Origin of the sequence: Tessaracoccus defluvii (assembly GCF_014489575.1) — a bacterium.
Taxonomy (GTDB): Bacteria; Actinomycetota; Actinomycetes; order Propionibacteriales; family Propionibacteriaceae; genus Arachnia; species Arachnia defluvii.
This window is the reverse complement of record NZ_CP060789.1, coordinates 3,686,185-3,704,631: the sequence shown is the minus strand read 5'-3', so window position 1 is coordinate 3,704,631 and position 18,447 is coordinate 3,686,185. Positions and strand designations below refer to the sequence as shown.

The window sequence follows — 18,447 nt, the reverse complement described above, 5'->3', positions numbered from 1 at the left end:
GCCGCTCACCTCCCGACCGGGTGAGAGCTAAGGACGGCCGATTCGGAGCCGACAGGAGCATCTGAGGGCGCAACTGCGGGGTGGAAGGCGTCTCGCAGGATCAGGGCGACGCCCAGAATGATACTGACGATGCCGATCAGCTGCGCCTCGGTGAGGCCCAACAGGACGTGCGGGTTGATCCGGACGACCTCGGCGAGCAGGCGTGCCGCGCCGCTGAGCAGCAGGTAGGACCCGAACACGGCCAGCGGTCGCAGCCTGCGACCCAGCGCCCACAGGATGCCGGCGATCAGGAAGGCGCCGGCGGCCTCATACAGCTGGACGGGATGCACCGGCACGTTCACCGGCACCACCCCGTTGGGGAACGCCATCCCCCAGGGCAGGTCGGTGGGTGTGCCGTACGTGCCGTCACCGGCGAGGAAGCAGCCGATCCGGCCGATGCCGTAGGCCACCGAGAGCGGGGCCGCCATCGCGCCCGCCACCCGTCCAAGGGGGAGGTCGTGGCGTCGGGTCATCACGATCACCGCGATCGCCCCCGCGATCAGGCCGCCGTACCAGACGAACCCCGAGCCGCCGAACAGGTGCCAACTGAGGTTGTCCCAGTTCGCGATCAGGTAGTACACCTTGGCGCCGACGAATCCCCACACTGTCGCCCACAACGCGATCGAGTGCGCCAAGTCCTTGTCGTAGCCGATCCGCGTGAACGCTCGACCCAGCAGATACGCGCCGACCAGCAGCGCCAGCGCCTTACTCAGCCCATAGGACTGGATCCCTACACCAAATATCGAGAACACCTCAGGCCACACAGCCCACTCCCATCGTCAAAGAAGTTCCAGGCGCACGACGTGACCGCGCGGCCTCAGTGCCCAGTCTGAACCGGTCACGTCAAGCAACGAGCAGGACCCGGACAAGGTTTGGTCAAGATCCCCGTCCCCAGCCCGGACGAGGTGTCGCGGCCGTAAGGCCCGGAAACTTGACCGAAGCCTGACCCCCTGACGGTGATCTCCGCACTAGAGCGTGCCTACCCTGATGACATACCCCTTGGGGGTGTCGTGGCGCCGCCACGGGTCACCCGACACACCACGGCTCGGGTCGTTGAGGAATGGGCCCTTGTGGCGGTCTGGCGAAGCCCACTGGCGGGTGCGTGAAAGTCACATGGGATTCGAAGGCGGTGATCGACATGGGTTCAAGCGGCGCCTCTTCTGATGGCGTTCGAGCGGACGTGGTCCTCGCGGGGACCGCGATCTCCAAGACCTATCGTCAGGGGCTGTGGCCGTTCGTGCGGCGCAACCATGTGCTCGACGGTGTGTCACTGTCGCTGAGCCGCGGCGAGGTCGTCGGGCTGGTCGGGGAGAACGGATCGGGCAAATCGACGCTGATGCAGATCCTGGTCGGGGGGTTGGCAGCCGACGCCGGCGCCGTGGAGCTGCAGGGGGCCTTGGGGTACTGTCCGCAGCGTCCGGTGGTGTTCGAGCGCCTGACGCGCGATGAACATTTCGAGCTATTCGCGGTGGCCTACGGGATGAGCCGGGATGAGCGGCTCCGGGCGCAGGGGACCTTGTACGAGGAACTTGACTTTGGGCGATACGCGCACGAGCGGGCGGACCGGCTCTCCGGGGGCACCCTCGCGAAACTGAATCTTGCCCTGGCTCTGCTACCGGACCCGGCGGTCCTGCTGCTGGACGAGCCCTATGCCGGGTTCGATTGGGACACCTATCTTCGGTTCTGGGAGCTCGTCGCGCGCGGGCGCTCATCCGGGCGGGCAGTGCTGGTGATCAGTCATTTCATCGCCGACGAGGCGCGGTTCGACCGCATCATCGAACTGCGTGACGGGAAGGCGACCCCGAAATGACCGCGGTCGGGGTGCTGACCCGCCGATTCCTCCTGGACTACGGCCGCAACCCGGTGAACCTGGTGGTCCTGATTCTGATCCCGGTCGTGTTCGTGTGGGTGGCCGCGGAACCGATGGCCGATGCCGCGAAACTGCTGGGGGGCACTGGCCGGGCAGTCGAGACCGCGACCACCGGCTGGGCCGCCGCGTTCCTGGCGGCGCTGGCGATGTTCTTCCAGGTTGGCCAGGCGAGATCGGCGGACCGTCGTCTGGTCCTGGCGGGCCTCCCCGCCCCAGCCCTCGTTGTCGCCAGAATGTCGACCGGCCTGCTGATCGCTGCACTGGCCTCCACAGCGGCCCTGGCGACGCTGTTCCTGCGCACCGCAGTGGACGAGCCGCTCCGCGTCGCGGCCGGGACGATGATGTTCGCCGTCATCTACGTCGGGATCGGCGCCGCGGTCGGATCGGTCGTCACGGACCAGGTCAACGGCACGGTGGTGATCCTGCTCGTCTGGATCCTCGACGTGTTCTTCGGACCGGCGCTCACCTCGCCCGACCGGGTGCAGATCACCCGCTGGATGCCCACCCACTTCGTCACACTGTGGATGGTGGACCTGCCCTTGGGCCATGGGGGAAACCTCGGCGACCTCGCCATCGCACTGGTGTGGGTCGGCGGAGCCCTCCTGTCGAGCGGACTGCTCCTGACGCGCGCGACACGCAACGCTCGGCACCCGGACGGCTCGCATCGACCGGGCTGGGCGGGGCAAGTCGGGAAGAGCTTCCGGATGGGGATGCGACAGTACCGACGCAACCCAGCCCTCTGGGTCCTCCTCGTAACGGTGCCGGTGATCTTCATCTGGCTGTCGAAACTGATCACCGAAGAGCGGTTCTCCGTGATGCGGGTGATCGACGGCGGGCAGGAGGTCGACATGCGGTTCTGGCTGCCCGACACGCACGCCGGAACCATGGCGCCGATCGCGGTGGCCTCGCTGGCCGCCGTGGCTGGGCTGTTCATCGCCCTCAACAACCGTGATGGGGATCGCCGCCTGGTCCAGGCCGGGATGCGCCGATCCGCACTGCTGGTCGGCCGCATCAAGGAGGTCGCAGCCGCGGTCCTCGTCGCAGCGGCCGCATCCCTGACAATCACGGCCATGGTGTTCACGGCCCGTCAATGGGCGGGATTCATCGCCGGCACCTTACTGATCGGAGCCGTCTACGCACTGCTGGGGATGTGCCTCGGATTCCTCCTTGGACGCGTCACGGGAGTACTGATCGCATTCGTCATCCCTTTCCTGGATCTCGGTATCACGCAGAGCCCGATGCTGCGGCTGGAACCACCCGGCGCCGCAGCGTTCCTCCCGGGCTACGGGCCCTACCTCGTCCTCATCGACACCGGCCTCACCGACACCTTCGACGAAACGGGGGCCTCCTCATCGCCGCGGTCTGGATCCTCGGGCTCACTTCAGTCGTCGTGGTCATGTTCAGCACCCGCACAAGCACCACAAAACCGGTGCCCATAGGAAGCACGCGCGGCCCGACCCCGGTCTTGCCTAGAACTTGACCACACCCAGACCAGTCCCGGACACAGCCCGGGGCACCATCGACCTGGACACGCGAAACCGACCAGAGAAGAGAGGGTGATTCGACGTGACGACGATGACACAGACCACCTACGGGGTGCGCGGACTCAGCTGCTGGCGCTGCATGATCAGCGCCGTCGACGCAGTCCGCGCCCTACCCGGGGTGCACACCGTCGCCCTGGATCTGGAGCCGCACGGCGAGTCGCTGCTGACCCTGGCCCCGGCCGGAGCCGTGACCTGCGACCAGGTCCGAGCCACCCTCGACCGCTCCGGGTTCGAGCTGACCCGACGCCTGCGCCGCCCCCGCCCCGGGGTCCGACACCGCTCCACGCCGCCTCTGTGAGCGGTGGCCCGGAAATCTTGACCGAAGCCTGACCCCCTCTGGGTCATTTCCGAACCTTCCTGGGTCTACCCTCGAGTTATACCCCCCCAGGGTAATGGGTGGGAGTCGAGAAGAAGTGGAGATTGTGATGCTCTGGCTGGTCATAGGTGGGGCGGTGGTCCTGACCGGGCTGCTGTTGTGGTTCTTCTTTGGCCCGAAACGGGCCGGGAAAGTCCGCATCGAGGACGGTGTTCAGGTGGTCGATGTGACCGTCGACGGGGGCTACAACCCCGGCGTGATCGAGGGGGTGCGTCCCGGGATGCCGGTGCGGATCATGTTCGACCGCCGAGAGGGCGGTGAGTGCACCTCGCGAGTTGTGATGTCGGACTTCAAGGTCAACGCGAGCCTTCCCGCGTACCGCACCACCGCCGTCGAGTTCACGCCCACGGAGGCCGGCGAGTTCCGCTTCGCATGCGGCATGAACATGGTCTCCGGTCTGATCCGCGTCACCGGCGACCCCCACACCGCACCCACCCCCACCACCGCACCGGAGCATCATGCGCAGACGACCGCCTCCCCGGCGGCGACGGGTCTGTCGACCGACGGCGCCGATGACGATGAGGCGGAGCGGGCCGCGGAGATCGGGGACCTGACCCGGCGGGTGACCATCGGCGCGATCCTCACAGCCCCGGCGCTGATCGCGGTGATGGCCGTCGAACTGTTCGGCGCCACCTGGGTGCCTGAGATCTTGATGAGTCCGTGGTTGCAGTTGGCGTTGATTGCGCCGGTGATGCTGTGGTCGGGGTGGCCGATCCACCGCGTCGGGTGGCGGGCCTTGTCGCACCGCACCGCGGACATGAACTCGCTGATCACGCTGGGCACTGTCGCGGCGTTCGGTTACAGCCTGGTGGTCACCTTCGCCCCCGGCCTCCTGCCTGAGGAGTTGCGGCAGGTGTACTTCGAAGCCGTCGGTGTGATCATCACGTTGATCCTGCTCGGCCGGCTCCTGGAAACCAAAGCCAAGGCCGGCACCGGTGAGGCCATCCGTAAGCTGATCGGCCTCCAGCCCCGCACCGCGCGGGTCCTGCGCGACGACACCGAACTGGAGATCCCGGTCGAGGACGTCGTCGTCGGCGATGTGATCGTGATCCGTCCCGGGGAGAAGATGCCTGTCGACGGTGAGGTGATCCACGGATCCTCCGCTGTCGACGAGTCGATGGTGACCGGCGAATCCATCCCTGCGGCCAAGACCGTCGGCGACACCATCATCGGCGCCACCATCAACGCCACCGGGGCACTGCGATATGTCGCCACCAAGGTCGGCTCCGACACCATGCTCGCCCAGATCATCAAACTGGTCCGTGAGGCCCAGGGCTCGAAGGCCCCCATCCAACGCCTGGTGGACAAGGTCTCGAGTTACTTCGTCCCGGTCGTGATCATCATCGCGGTGTGGACGTTGGCGATCTGGCTGCTGGTGGGTCCGCCGCCGGTGTTCGTGTTCGCGCTCGTCGCCGCGGTCTCGGTCCTGATCATCGCCTGCCCCTGCGCTTTGGGGCTCGCGACCCCGATGTCGATCACCGTGGGCACCGGCAAGGGAGCCGAACACGGCATCCTGATCCGCTCCGCTGAAGCACTGGAAACCGCGCACAAGCTTGACGCGATCATCCTCGATAAGACCGGCACCATCACCAAGGGTGTACCGACCCTCACCGACGTCGCCACCGTCGCAGCGTTCGATGAGAACCAGCTCCTCGGCTGGGTCGCCGCTATCGAGAACAGCTCCGAGCACCCCCTGGCGGCGGCGATCGTCACCGGCGCCACCGACCGCGGTCTCACCCTGGGCGAGGTCACTGACTTCGACTCGGTCACCGGGCAAGGCGTCCGCGGCCACGTCGACGGCCACGACGTCCTGGTCGGCAACCGGCGACTTCTCGACGAAAATGGCATCAGTACCGACACGCTGCGGCCGCTGCATGACGCGCTCGCAGCAGGGGGCAAGACGCCGATGCTGGTGGCCGTCGATGGGCTCCCCGCGGGAATCGTGGCGGTCGCCGACACCATCAAGGACGGCTCCCCGGCCGCGGTCGCGGCCCTCCAGGCACGCGGCATCGAGGTCATCATGATGACTGGCGACAACCGGGCAACCGCCGCCGCGATCGCCTCCCAGGTCGGGATCCGTCGCGTGGTCGCCGAAGTGATGCCCGCCCACAAGGCCGCCGAGGTCCGACGCCTCCAGGACGAAGGCAAGATCGTCGGAATGGTCGGCGACGGCATCAACGACGCCCCCGCCCTCGCGCAGGCAGACGTCGGCTCCGCGATCGGCACCGGCACCGACGTGGCCATCGAATCCTCCGACATCACCCTGATCTCCGGCGCCCTGTCAGGGGTGGTCACCGCCGTTGACCTGTCGCGGGCCACTATGCGCAACATCAAACAGAACCTGGTGTTCGCGTTCCTGTACAACACCCTCGGCATCCCCATCGCCGCAGGTTTGCTCTACCCCGTCTTCGGGATCCTGCTCAGCCCCATGGTCGCCGCCGCAGCCATGGCCCTGTCCTCACTGTCGGTGGTCACCAACGCCAACCGGCTCCGCCGCTGGGCACCACACCCCATCCACGAGTCCCCCACCACCGGCTCCCCCGTCACCCCCGTCGTCGAAATCGGCGGCGAAACCCCCACCACCCAGCACCACACCACCGGAAAGGACACCCCCATGTTCGGCAAGAAGACCACCGCCGCCACCCACATCGATCCCGTCTGCGGAATGAAGGTCAGCCCCGCCACCGCGGCCGCCACCCGCACCATCGGCGAGACCACGATCTACTTCTGCTCCACCCACTGCGCCGAAGCCTTCGACGCCGACCCCGCCCGCTACGGACACCCCCACACCGACGGCGAGCACCACCACGAGCCCACCCCCGCCCCGCACCACCACTAGGCGCCGTACCAGACCAGGTCCAGGACAATGACCAGCAACCCACAGCGTCAGGAACTCATCGGCCAACTCGCGGTGATCGAAGGCCACATCCGTGGCATCGCCCGCATGGTCGACCAGGACGCCAACTGCCTCGAGATCCTCACCCAGACCTCAGCAGTCACCGGCTCGCTGCGCTCAGTCGCCCTGGACCTGGTCGGCAACCACCTCCGCCACTGCCTCACCCAGGCCATCCACTCCCCAGAGCCCGCCTACCGCGACGCCAAGGTCGCCGAGGCCTCCACAGCCATCGCCCGCCTCGTCCGCAGCTGAACCGTTCTTGATCAGAGGTTGACCGGCCGCGGATCGGATCTGAATCCGGACCCCGCACAGTGGAAGCAGCACCCGAACGAGAGGAACCCGGCTCATGAGCCTCCACAGCCACCACCGCCCCACCGACACCGGCCCCGACGCCCCACCCGCGGCCACCGGACCCGCCCAGCAGCACCAAGGCCACGGTGGCCACATGTGGCACATGCTCCTGATGTGCCTACCGTTGATCGGGTTCGGCCTGTGGTCCCTGTTCAGCGGAGGCGGCGGAGGCGCCCTGATCGGCGGCCTCCTCTGCGCCGGCATGATGCTGCTCATGCACGGCCGCCCAGGCTCCGGGCACCGCCACTGAAACTTGGCCGCGGCGAAGGCTCCGACCCCACCACACAAACCAAGCGAACGCCCAAGGCAAGGGGGGTACCAGTGACCAGAAGCGCCGCTCCCCACGGCCCCTTGTGCGTCACCTGGTGGATCTGATCCTGCTTATCCCAGTACGAGACGCCGTCTGAGAAGGCATGCAGGTCAGCCTGCAACACGGCATCGATGTACGCCTGACGCTCCGAAGCCGAAAGATGGGCGATGTTGCGCCGAACCGGATGAGCCATCATGAACCCTCTTCACTTGACCGAATGGACCTCACACCTCACCAGGAGACCGTCGCAGCCGCGGTGATACGCAGAATGGCCACCACCATCGAAGTCCTCAGGACCATGGAGACCCTCTGATCGCCGTGTCGCCCCGCTCCCCCTGTGGAGGGGCAGGGCAGCAGGAACCCAGCGGCACGTCAACGCCCTCCGTAAGGGTTCAGGGGCAGCCGCCCGCGAGTAGATCAGCCCGCGTGACAGGAATGAGCGGCGGTCCACGATGGTGCCGGATCGGCTTCAGCCATCGCGGATTGTCGCTGTGCGAGCTCGACGTGGCGCCCCTCGGTCATGTGCTGGTAGCGCTGGCGTCGTGGAAGCAGGCAGGTGAATCGCGGCCCAGGTGTGTCCTGACTCGTCTAGGGCGTGTCTCCTTATGCGTGAAGCCAGAGGGTGATCGCGCGTAGGACAACGCTTCCTCGGTAGATGGCTGCGTGTTTGTCGTATCGGGTAGCGATGCCGCGCCATTGCTTGTGGTCGTTGAAGGAGCGCTCCACGACGTTGCGGTTCTTGTAGGTGACCTTGTCGAACGCTGGAGGGCGTCCGCCTGCGGACCCGCGGCGTTGCCGGTGTCCGATCTCGTCGGCCCGCTGCGGGATCACGGCGGTGATGCGTTTGCTGCGCAGCAGCGTCCGGTTGCCGCGACCGGAGTAGGCCTTATCGCCCAGCACCGCCTCAGGGCGTGTGCGTGGTCGGCCTGGCCCGGGTCGTTTGACAGCGAGGTCGGCCGAGAGGAACTTCAGCACCGGCGAGTCAGCGGCCTGGCCCGCGGTCAGCGTGATCGTCAGGGGGCGTTTGCGGCCGTCGACCAGTTGATGGATCTTGGTGGACAGCCCGTCGCGGGAGCGTCCGATCGCGTGGTCGGGTGGCTCGTGGGCGGGGTCTGCGGAGGAGTTCTTGTAACTCCATTCAGCCCCCTGTGAGGCCCGCTGGTCGCTCGACGCGCTTGGTGTTGGTGGCGTGTTGGTGGGCGCGGTTGATAGTGGCGTCCACGCTGACGGTCCAGTCGACCTCGCCCTTGGCGTCGGCCTCAGCGACCAGCCGGGCGTGGATGCGATCCCAGGTGCCGTCGGTGCTGAATCGTTTGTGTCTCTTCCACACGGTTTGCCAGGGGCCGAAGGACGCGGGGAGGTCCCGCCAGGCGATCCCGGTCCGCAGACGGTAGATGATCCCTTCGATCACCTCGCGGTGGTCACGGAAGGGCCGCCCCCGGCGGCCGTCCGAGGACGGCATCAACGGCTCGATCCGGGCCCAGGAAGCGTCATCGAGCACAGCAAAACGAGACATGAGTCAACAATCCCGCCCATCGACCCAGATCTTTGGGAGACACGCCCTAGGTCTGGTACCCGCTACGACACCGAACTACCAAGTAGCTTGGGTCGACTGCCGTGGGGCGACACAACCCGGACGTGGAATCGTTGCTCGGAATCCATGCCTCAATCCTGCAGGTTGATCAGCTCAAATCTGCAAGTTCACAGCCTCTTGTCTGCAAGAGTGACACCCCTTACTTGCCTGCACCACTTCCGCGATCTCGACGGCCTCGAGGTCGACCTCATCATCGAACTGGCCGACGGGCGTCTCCTGTCCATCGAAGTCAAGAGCAGCACCTCCATTACCGGCGGCCTGGACCAACCTCATCCGCTTCAGAGACCGCTTCCCCGACCTCAACATCACGGGTGCCTGCCTCCACACCGGAACCCAGACCGCCGTCGTCGGCGGCTGGCTGCACATCCTTCCCGTTACCGCACTCTGGCAGCACTGATTCGGAGGCCCTTCGCGGCTTCTAGATCCGGGCAATCATTCGGCTCTCGTCGAGGGACCCTCTGCGCCGGCTGACTCGGCTCTTCGCCGTCGACGGCACCGACAAGGGCCGTCACTGTCACTGGGATGCGGGCAGCAGCGACGACGGGGTGCCGCTGTACGTCACCACCAACTCGTCGCGCGCCCGCGACGCCGCCACGTACAGCAGCGAGCGTTCCCTCAGCTGCGCCTCACTGAGCTCCTCGTCGTCGTAGTCGTAGGCCTTCAACCCCATCGGCATCGAGTCCTTGCTCAGCCCGAACAGCAGCACCCGCGCGAACTCCGTGCCCTTCGCCCGGTGCATCGTCAGCGCCACCGGGTACCCGGGCTTCACCGTCCCCGCCTCCAAGGCCCTCACCTCGACGCCGCGCTCCCCCAGCCCGGCGACGACGCGGTCGCGGGTCACCCTGTCGCGCACCAGCACCGCGACCGTCTCAGGCGCCACGTCACCACTGCCCACCCAGGAGCCGACGAGGTCGGCCGCGAAGTCCAGTTCCGCCGTCAGCGTCGGGAACGACCGCACCTCCGGCTTCGGCCCGGTGCGCGCCGACAGGTAGCCGGCCATGGTCTCGGCCTCGCCGTCGGAATCGATGACCTCCTGCCCCGTCAGCACCCCGACGGCCCACGCCAGGTTCTGCGCCGTGGTGCGGTAGTTGAGCTTCAGCCCCCGCGACCGCCCCTGGGTACGGATTCCGTACGCCGAGAGCATCAGCTTCTGCCCGTAGATGCGCTGGTGGGCGTCCTCGGCGATGAAGATGTCGTTGGGCGCCTCGGGAGCCAGCGCCCGGACCAGCTGCCAGTGGCACGGCTTGAAGTCCTGCCCCTCGTCGACGAGGACGTGCCGGGCGGGCCGGTCCCCCGTCGCCTCGAGGTGTGCGGCGGCGATGGAGGCGGCCTCTGCGAAGTCGAGCGTCCCGGCCTCGCGGGCGGCGCCGCGGTAGGCCTCGACGACGGCCCACACGGCCTTGCGCCCCGCCCGCGACAGCCGCACCCCGCGACCCGCCCGCGCCACCTTGAGGTAGTCGGCCAGCTGCGTGATGCGGTGCGGCAGGATCACCATCTCGTACTCCGCGGCCAGGAACGCCGGCTTGCGGAGCTTCTCGTCCAGGTCCTCCCCGGCGCGCAGCACGGCCTGGCGCCAGGCGGCGTCGGTGTCGGTCCGGCCCCCGATGTCGGTGCGCCCCACGCCCAGCACGGTCGCGACGGCCTCGCTCACGTCGGCCCCAGCCGACTGCACCACCGCCCGCGCGAGCGCGTCGATCCCCTTGACGTGCAGCCCGGGCGCGCCGAGGGCGTCGGCGAAGCGGAGGTCCGGGTCGAGCCGCTCGAGACTCCGCGACAGCTCTGCGGCCAGGTTGGTGGTGAAGGTCGTGACGACGATGGGCGCGCCCGGGTCCTCGACCGCGAGCCGCCGCGCCCGGTGGAGCACGACGACCGTCTTGCCGGTCCCGGCGCCGCCGGAGATCCGGTAGGGGCCCTTCCAATTGCCCCGCACCCACGTGCGCTGCTGCGGGTGGAGAAACACGCGCCAGGCGGAGAAGTCGCCGCCGGTGATGACCCGGCGGAGTTCATCGGCGCCGGCAAGCTTGGCGAACCCCATCTGGGCGCTGGGGTGGTCGAAGCTGTCGAGGAGCTCCTGGTCGCTCACCGGTTCCGGCTCGACGAACCGGGTGGCGGCCTCCTCGTGGCTCATCGGACGGTTCATGATCTCCAGCTCCTGCTGGATCTGCGAGATCGACTCCCCGTCGGCCAGCAGCAGCAGCGCGAGGCCCTGCCACTCGGGCAGCGTCTGCGCAAACGTCTGCAGCGCGTCCTTGCTGGTGAGCGCGACGGCCTGCTCCGAGGTGGTCGGCGGGATGCCGAGGGAGACGGTGAGGTCGGCCGCGCTGAACGCGATCAACGGCTGGGGCGCTGCCGGCAAGGGCTCGGCAGCAGCCGGCTCCGCCCACGTCAGGACGGGATCCGGCGCCGCTGTCTCGCTGTACTCGGGCAGCCCGTTGATGGGGTTGATCGTCAGCTTGACCTTGGCGGCCACCGTGTAGGCGTCGTCGTGGTTGTAGATGCCGTGCACCACGTAGGCGGTCGAGGTGGGCGTGGTGAGCTTGAACAGCAGCGCCCGGTACTGCTGGTCCACCCGGCCGGTGCGGGCGCGGGCGTCGGCGGCGTTGTTGACGGGCTCGATGTGCAGGCCGGGCGCGCTGTCGTCCTGGGCGAGCTTCTCGAGGAAGCTGTAGGCCTTCTGCTTGATCGACGAGTCGAGCAGCTTGTCCTGCTTCGGGTAGATGATGACGCTCTCAGGCACTGCTCTGTTCCTTCCATGCCGCCGCGATCACGGCCGCGTCGGGCGCGAGGACGCGCCACCCGTCCACCTCGACGCCCGGGGTGGGGTCGAGCTGCACCGCGATCCTCTCGCTCGTCCACACCAGCTCGAACGGCACACCGTCGAGTTCGTGGCCCACCTCGCCGTCGGGCACCGCCACGCCGGCCTCGCTCAGCGCGGCGATGAGGTCGAGCACCTCGGCCGACTCCCCCGCCAGCTCCTCGACGATGGGCTGCCACTCGGCGCCGACGTCGACGCCCCCGTGCACGATGTCCACCACCGGAGCCGCCGGGACGGCCGCGGCCGAGCGGGCCTCGAACGCGGCGATCGACGCGGGCAGCAGCGCCCAAACGTTGGCCAGCCGCAACCACTCACGCCAGGCGTCCTTGGCTTCGGGGGTGGTTACGTCGACGGTGTCATCCAGCACCGCGGCCAGCCGCACCGAGCCCGGGGCCGGGACGCTCACCGCAACGGCGAGGCTGCCCTGCCGCCAGACCCGCGTCTGCCCGCCCGACCCGGACAGCAGACCGACGGCCAGCTCCGCTACCGGCCCGTCCGCAGGAGCGGCGCCGGAGGCGAACACCGAGAACGCGGCAGCCCGGGCGAAGCGCTGCAGGTTGTCCGGGTCGGGCTGCTGCATCCATCCGGCCAGGAACGCCAGCGGCCCGCCGAGCAGCGCCTCCCGCGCGGCGGCGGTGTGCTGCATGCTCGGCTCGGCGTTCAACCTCTGGACCAGGGGCGCTCTGAACCATGACGGCGGCGCCACCGCGTCGCCCGCTTCGTCGAGCGCCAGGTCCTGCGCGGTGATCGCCAGCACGAGGGTGCTGCCCTGGCGGAGGATGCGGCGCTTGGCGGCGTCGTCGGCGATGTTGTTGCACTTCGGGGAGGCGTGGAACTGCCAGCCGTCGGTGAAGATCGCGACATCCGGCAGGCCCTCGCTGGACAGGACGAAGTCCGGCTTGGAGTTGGCCACGTGCACCTGCGGCCGGAGCCGGAACGTGCGGGAGCCGAGGGAAACGGTGATGATGTTGCCGCCGGAGATGCTCGGGGTCTGTTTGACGGTGCCTCCCAGCTTGGCCGCCAGCCTCAGGAACGCGGCGCGGAACCGCTCCTCCAGCCACGACTCCCCCGTCGGGTCCGGCACCGGCGGGGCCTCCGTGATCTTCCACGACGGCACCAGCGGCGGCTCCCCGCCGTCGATGCCCAGCAGCGTCCGCAGGTGCCGCTCGGCCGCAACCCGGGAGGTAACCTCGCGGTTGTACGGAGCGGCGAAGGGCAGCAGGCAGCGGTGGCAGGACAGGCGCCCCTCGTCGGCGCAGGCGCAGTCCATGACCCGCTCCAGCGCGCCGGTCAGCACCTGCCACAGCTCGCGGGGGTCGGCCAGCTCGGCCAGGTAGCCGGTGCCGCCGGGGACGAGGTCGTGCAGGAGGAGGGCGTCGCGGTTGTCGAGCAGCGGGTCCTTGATGAAGGCGACGTCGAGGTGGTCCGGGGCGCCGCCGTAGTTCTCCCGCAGTCCCAGCAGCACCGCGGCGGTGAGGCTGGGCACGGCGAACACGTCGTCGCCGAACGCGATGCCCTGCGGCAGGGTGAGCACGACGCCCTCGGTGGTGAGCTTGCGGGTGAGCAGCACGGAGCGGGTGTGCTCCTCGTGGCTGTGACGGTGCTTGCACCAGGGCCGGTGCTCGTCGCGCTTGTTGGCCAGCCCGGTGCGGTCGAGGTGGCCGCAGGCCTCGCAGATCCGGAACCGCGGCCCGGCGAGCCGGTTGCCGGCGATGGTGATCTCGCCGGCGGTGTGGCGGCGGGGGCCGAGGTTGTACCAGCGCACGTCCATGCCCTTGAGGTACGCCACGCCGAGCCCGCCGGTGGTGTACCAGCGGTGCTGGACGGTCTGGGGGTCGACGTCTGCGGCGGTGACAATGGAGAAGCCGGCGCGGACGCGTTCGTCGTTGGAGTCGTCGATGCGGGACTCGTCACGCCGCACGAACGCGGAGACGCGGGTGAGCTCGATGGTCTCGAACTTCTGGCCGACGTCGTTGATGCCCGACTTTCCGCAGCGGGGGCAGGTGGTGGGGGTGTCGTCGCCGTCGTGGCTGTAGCCGCAGTGGGGGCAGAGCCGGACGGTGCGGATGGCGGAGCCGTCGTGGCCCACCTCGACGGCGTCGATGTCGATCTGGTGTCCTCCGACGTAGAACGACGCGCCGGGCGCGAAGTCGCGCAAGGCATTGGCGCTGGCGCGGGAGTAGTCGGCCGCCTCGGAGTGGTACTCGCCGGTGTCGGAGTCGATCCAACTCATGGTGACGTCGAGCTGGACGGAGTCGTCGACCAGCGAGTAGTTGGGCAGCAGCCCGATCCGCTCGAGCGCGGAGATCCAGAAGTCGCCGAACGCGGCGCCGATCTGGGCTTCCAGCATGCGCTGCTCGGCGCGCGCCTCCTTGAGGGCGCGGGCGTCGTCGTCGCTGTCCTGCTCGCGGGCCTCGAGGTCGGGCAGTTCGGCGACGAGCTGGTCGAGGCGGTCCTTGAGGTCCTGCTGCTCGGCATGCCAGCGCTGGGCGGCGCGGCCGATGGTGGCCACGAGGCCGCTGGAGCCGTCCGGCCCGGGGGTGGCCCACTGACGCAGCGCGTCGGCGGCGTCGGGGCGGAGGGTGGCGGTGAGGTCGCCGTCGACGGCGAATGCTGCGAGGAAGCGGTCGACGGCGCCGGGCTGCCGAGAGGCCTCGACGAGCTGGTCGAGGAAGGTGGCCTTCCCCCCGATGGGTTGCGCGAGGGCGGTGCCGGTGGTGCGGGGGTGGATGGCGTCGGGGTCGCGGGCGAGGCTGTCGGCGAGGTGGGCGATGTACTGGCGGCGGAGGATCTCCTCGGCGCTCAGGTACGTGGCAGGCGGGGTGACGGCGCCGTTGATGAGGGAGAGCGGGTCGCCGAGTCGGGGCAGGAACTCGCCGCGGCCCTGGACGAACGCCAGGTCCAGCGCGTTGCCGGTGAGGCGTCCGGCGCGCCCGACGCGCTGCACGTAGTTGCTGACGGTGCGGGGCAGGGAGGCGAGCATCACCGAGGACAGGTCGCCGATGTCGATGCCCATCTCCAGCGTCGGGGTGGCCACCAGCACGTTGGGCGCGGTGGGGTCGTCGGCGCTGGACTTGAAGGCGTTCTCGTACTCGAGGCGCTTCTTGGTGTCCAGGAGGCTGGTGTGTTCGCGGGCGACGACGCGCCGCACCTCGGAGGAGCGGTAGAGGCGGCGGTAGTAGTTGTCCGGGTCGCCGGGGTGGGGAGCGAGGGTGCCGGCGCAGGTGGCGTGGAGGCAGGGGCCGCCGTCGAGTTCCGCGCCGGTCGTGAGGCTGACGGGGAACTCGCCGTGGCAGGTGGTGCAGCGCAGGGTGTGGCGGCCGGCGTCGACGTCCGAATCCTCGGTGGGCGCGACGACGACGCGCTCCGGCTCGATGGCGTAGACGGTGGCGCCGCTGCGGGTCTCGACGGCGTGGAGCAGCTGGTCCTTGGCGAGTTGGTCGAGCAGCGTGCGGGCGAGCACTCCCCCGGCGGCGCCGTCGACGCCGAGGCAGCGCCGGGCCCACTGGGCGTACCAGGCTCGGGTGCCGGTGACGGGGTCGAGCAGCGCCTTGGACGCTTCGATCTTCGCGCCACCCACCCGCGGGAAGGCGGGCGTGGAGCGGCCGGGCGGGAAGGGCGGCATGTACTTGGCGCGGCCCTTGCGGCTCCACAGGTGCCAGCGGTTGCCGTCCTCGGTGACGTACCGCTCCAGCCACGGGTGCCAGACGCCGCCCTGGGTGCGGATGCGTTCGACGGCGCCGCGGGCCCAGGCGGTGAGCATCCGGTCGTCCACGTCGTGGGGGAAGAGGCCGGGGTCGAGCGAGTCGAGCGCCCTCCTGGCGGAGCGCAGCAGGTCGGCGCCCTCGATGGCGACGTGGGCGCTCATGGTGCCGGTGCGCTCCAAGGTGCGACCGAAGCTGCTTGTGAGGCCGAACTCGAGGGTGGCGGAGAACAGCAGACGCTCCTGCGCGATGGCGGTGAGCTTGGCGGGCGGGTTGTCCCGCTCCCAGAAGGGCTTGAACTCCTCCTCGCGGGCGGTGAGGTTGGGTGCCAGCAGCCGGTAGCGCTTGTACTTGTCGCCTCGGGCCTGCTCGACGGCGTGCTCCACCAGGGCGGGCAGCGATCGCGGCGCGTCGCCGGCGGCGCGCAGCACGGAGCGCAGGGTGAGGGTGTGGGAGCGGGAGGAGACGAAGCCGGCGCGGTGGGCGGCGTCCTGGACGGAGTCGACGAAGACCAGCGACTTCTTCTCGGCCTCGTCGAGGGTGGCTTGGCCGAACATGTTGGACAGCGTCACCGACATCAGGGTGGCGATGGCGCTGCCGGTGAAGCGGATGGCGTCGGTCTGGCCGCAGCTGGGGCAGGTGTCCTTGGCGGAGTCGTCGTCGGCGTCCTCGCCGACGTGGGTGACGACGCGCAGCACGCGGCCCTCGCGGACGGCGGTGGGGTCGACGTCGCTGGGGGTGGTGGTGATCCGGCGCTCGCGGGGGTCGAACCAGGCCAGCCCGGTCTCGGGTGGGGCGTCGGAGTTGACGTCCGCCGAGGCGTTGAGGAGGGGTCGGAACCGGCCCTCGCGGGTGACGTGGTGGCGTCGGATGTTCTCGTCGTTGGCCGCGAGCTGGTCGCCGACCGGGCCGAGCTCGACTCCCCAACCGGAACGGCCGCAGAACCGGCAATGGATGGCGGGGAACGCGATCCCGCCGCCCTGGGTGGCGTCCTCGCTCGCGACGGGCGGTCCGTCGTCGGCCCAGCGGAAGCGGGCGGCGGAGTCGGCGTAACGGTCGATGCGGCTGAGTTCCCGCACCCACAGGTGCGCCTCGGTGGACGGCATGGTCCGGTCGGGCCCGCCGTCCTTGCCCCGTGCCCGCAGGTGTCCGAGCGCCCCGTGGACGGCGATGACGAACCGACGGCGGACCTCCAGCGTCTCGGGCGTGCCGCGGACGAGCCGCGCAAGCTCGGTGACATGGGTGGCTTGGCCGGTGGCCGCGAGGAAGTCGCGGATGAACGCACTGGACTTCGCGAGGGTCTTGAGGTCGGCGGTTTCCGGATCCTCGTGGAGGGCGGTCAGCACGATCCGGCACAGCTCGGCTGGGTCGGTGTCGTCGTCGATCTGGCCGACGACGTCCGCCGCCAGTTGCTCCGTCACCTCTCCCAAACCGCGGGCAGAGGGGCCCATGCCCGCTTGCGTTTCTGCTGGTTGAGCCGGGCGCGAGCGGAGCGAGCCCCGTGTCGAAACCTCAGAAACCGGCAGCCGAGCGCTCAACCCGGCCCCCACATCCGACCACTCATCAGGAGCCAAGCGCTGCTCCCCCACCACACAGCCGTCATCGAACTTCTCCCCGAACACCCGAGTGGCGAAATCGACGATGTCCATCGCACCCGACGGCGCATCCTCCCGCGGCCCCAGCGTCGCCGAGGTCCCCACAGGCGTGATCCGCCCCAACGGCCGACCCCACTCCTCCGCACTGTGAGTGTCACCAGCGCTCCCCCGCTCCGGCCAGTACGACTTCAGCGCCAGCCCAAGACGACGCAACAGCATCGCGACGTCCGTGCCCTGCGCCCCGTCGTAGGTGTGGAACTCATCCAGAACCAGGTAGGTCAGCGACTCCGCCGACTTCTCCCACAACTTCTGGTCCGCAGACCGCAGGAGGAGTTGATCGAGCATCTTGTAGTTGGTCAGCAAGATGTCCGGCGGATCATCGCGGATGATCGCCCGATCGGTGATGAGCCCGTTTTCCGTGACCTTGGTGGTAGGACCGAAGCGCTTCCCATCGGTGGAGACGGCCGCCTCGCCGGTGTAGAGGGCGGCCGTGATCGAGCCCAGGGGCTGGTGCCCGTCCGAGTCGCGCCCGGTGATCAGCCGGGCAAGTCGCTGCGCCTGATCGTTGGCCAGTGCATTCATCGGATAGAGGATGAGCGCCTTCATCCCACCCACGCCCTGCCGGCGGGCGCGAAGGCAGTGGTCCAGAATCGTATACAGGAAGGCCTCCGTCTTGCCCGACCCCGTTCCGGTGGTGACCAGCGTCGGCTGGGGACGGCCGTTGAGGCTGGAGAGTCGCCGGAAAGCCGCCGCCTGGTGAGCGTAGGGGTCGAAACCGGAGGGCATCCAGTCCAGCGGGGAGACGGCTCGGCGGGGGGCTGCGCTGAACGGCATCCCGGTGCGGAGGTAGGGGCCCTTGAACATCCCCTCCGCCTCGTCCTCCAGGAGCTCGTGGAGTCCGGCCTGCGCGTCGGAGTCGACCAGTGCGAAGGTGGTGGTGAGGTAGTCGATGAGGCCGACTCGCAGCCGCATGGCCTGCCAGCCGGGCAATAGCTCACTCACAAGGCAAGTCCTCCTGCCGGGGCGCGAGTGGCCCCGCCATCGCCAACCTATCGAAGAAACCCCCATACGGATGGTTGTGACAACGGATCTGGCTGGGCCAGCGACCCTCGAGAGTAGACGGCTGAGATTCGTCGCGTCGCGCGCTGGCGTCGCGGCATATCTCAGCGTGCGACCGGAGCGGCCCTTCGAGCCGCTGGCCGAATATGCCTCCGTGGGGGTTGGCGGTGCACCTGAGCCGCTAGACTCCGGATGAGCATCGGCTCGCCATCGCCGCGAACAGACGGAGGACAAGATATGAGCTCGACTGGAACCAGGACCTGCTCTTGGTGTGGTGAACAGGGGCATGACAGG

The 18,447-nt window shown here is 68.9% G+C and carries 10 protein-coding genes and 1 pseudogene; 7 read left to right on the top strand and 4 right to left on the bottom strand.

Annotation, left to right across the window (positions count from 1 at the left end):
* Window positions 1-5: 5 nt before the first annotated feature.
* Entirely contained in the window at window positions 6-803 is a 798-nt protein-coding gene (locus H9L22_RS17370; RefSeq protein ID WP_073186935.1) for a prolipoprotein diacylglyceryl transferase, read from the bottom strand.
* Window positions 804-1,141: 338 nt separating this feature from the next.
* Here H9L22_RS17370 and H9L22_RS17365 point away from each other — a divergent pair, with 338 nt between their 5' ends.
* The 7 genes from H9L22_RS17365 to H9L22_RS17335 all read left to right on the top strand — a co-directional run bounded on the left by H9L22_RS17365 (window position 1,142) and on the right by H9L22_RS17335 (window position 7,699).
* Complete coding sequence (locus H9L22_RS17365) at window positions 1,142-1,849, top strand: ATP-binding cassette domain-containing protein (RefSeq protein ID WP_226965965.1); 708 nt, start codon at window positions 1,142-1,144, stop codon at window positions 1,847-1,849.
* Entirely contained in the window at window positions 1,846-3,348 is a 1,503-nt protein-coding gene (locus H9L22_RS17360) for an ABC transporter permease (RefSeq protein ID WP_226965964.1), read from the top strand. Before H9L22_RS17365 ends, H9L22_RS17360 begins: the two co-directional genes overlap by 4 nt.
* 136 nt (window positions 3,349-3,484) lie before the next feature.
* Window positions 3,485-3,751 carry a heavy-metal-associated domain-containing protein gene (locus H9L22_RS17355; RefSeq protein ID WP_187720983.1) on the top strand — a complete coding sequence of 89 codons (267 nt, stop codon included), beginning with the start codon at window positions 3,485-3,487 and terminating at the stop codon, window positions 3,749-3,751.
* A 127-nt stretch (window positions 3,752-3,878) separates the two neighbouring features.
* Complete coding sequence (locus H9L22_RS17350) at window positions 3,879-6,668, top strand: heavy metal translocating P-type ATPase (protein WP_187720982.1); 2,790 nt, start codon at window positions 3,879-3,881, stop codon at window positions 6,666-6,668.
* A gap of 27 nt (window positions 6,669-6,695) precedes the next feature.
* Window positions 6,696-6,977, top strand: coding sequence for a metal-sensitive transcriptional regulator (locus tag H9L22_RS17345; RefSeq protein ID WP_187720981.1), 282 nt, complete (start codon window positions 6,696-6,698; stop codon window positions 6,975-6,977).
* A gap of 94 nt (window positions 6,978-7,071) precedes the next feature.
* Complete coding sequence (locus H9L22_RS17340) at window positions 7,072-7,326, top strand: hypothetical protein (protein ID WP_187720980.1); 255 nt, start codon at window positions 7,072-7,074, stop codon at window positions 7,324-7,326.
* Window positions 7,327-7,489: 163 nt separating this feature from the next.
* Window positions 7,490-7,699 carry a hypothetical protein gene (locus H9L22_RS17335; protein WP_187720979.1) on the top strand — a complete coding sequence of 70 codons (210 nt, stop codon included), beginning with the start codon at window positions 7,490-7,492 and terminating at the stop codon, window positions 7,697-7,699.
* A 290-nt stretch (window positions 7,700-7,989) separates the two neighbouring features.
* Here H9L22_RS17335 and H9L22_RS17330 read toward each other — a convergent pair.
* From H9L22_RS17330 to H9L22_RS17320, 3 genes and pseudogenes are all read right to left on the bottom strand, one after another.
* Window positions 7,990-8,902, bottom strand: a pseudogene (locus H9L22_RS17330) (IS5 family transposase).
* A gap of 592 nt (window positions 8,903-9,494) precedes the next feature.
* A complete protein-coding gene (locus tag H9L22_RS17325; RefSeq protein ID WP_187720978.1) occupies window positions 9,495-11,717 on the bottom strand; it encodes a UvrD-helicase domain-containing protein in 2,223 nt (740 codons plus the stop codon).
* The gene (locus H9L22_RS17320; RefSeq protein ID WP_187720977.1) at window positions 11,710-18,096 is read right to left on the bottom strand and encodes a DEAD/DEAH box helicase; all 6,387 of its coding nucleotides are present in this window, start codon (window positions 18,094-18,096) and stop codon (window positions 11,710-11,712) included. The genes H9L22_RS17325 and H9L22_RS17320 overlap by 8 nt, the downstream gene beginning before the upstream one ends.
* Window positions 18,097-18,447: the final 351 nt, after the last annotated feature.

Excerpts from the sequence above, each read along its gene's own strand:
- H9L22_RS17335 (WP_187720979.1), top strand. The coding sequence starts at position 7,490 with ATGCAGGTCAGCCTGCAACACGGCATCGATGTACGCCTGACGCTCCGA.
- H9L22_RS17360 (WP_226965964.1), top strand. The coding sequence starts at position 1,846 with ATGACCGCGGTCGGGGTGCTGACCCGCCGATTCCTCCTGGACTACGGC.
- H9L22_RS17345 (WP_187720981.1), top strand. The coding sequence starts at position 6,696 with ATGACCAGCAACCCACAGCGTCAGGAACTCATCGGCCAACTCGCGGTG.
- H9L22_RS17355 (WP_187720983.1), top strand. The coding sequence starts at position 3,485 with ATGACACAGACCACCTACGGGGTGCGCGGACTCAGCTGCTGGCGCTGC.
- H9L22_RS17350 (WP_187720982.1), top strand. The coding sequence starts at position 3,879 with ATGCTCTGGCTGGTCATAGGTGGGGCGGTGGTCCTGACCGGGCTGCTG.
- H9L22_RS17340 (WP_187720980.1), top strand. The coding sequence starts at position 7,072 with ATGAGCCTCCACAGCCACCACCGCCCCACCGACACCGGCCCCGACGCC.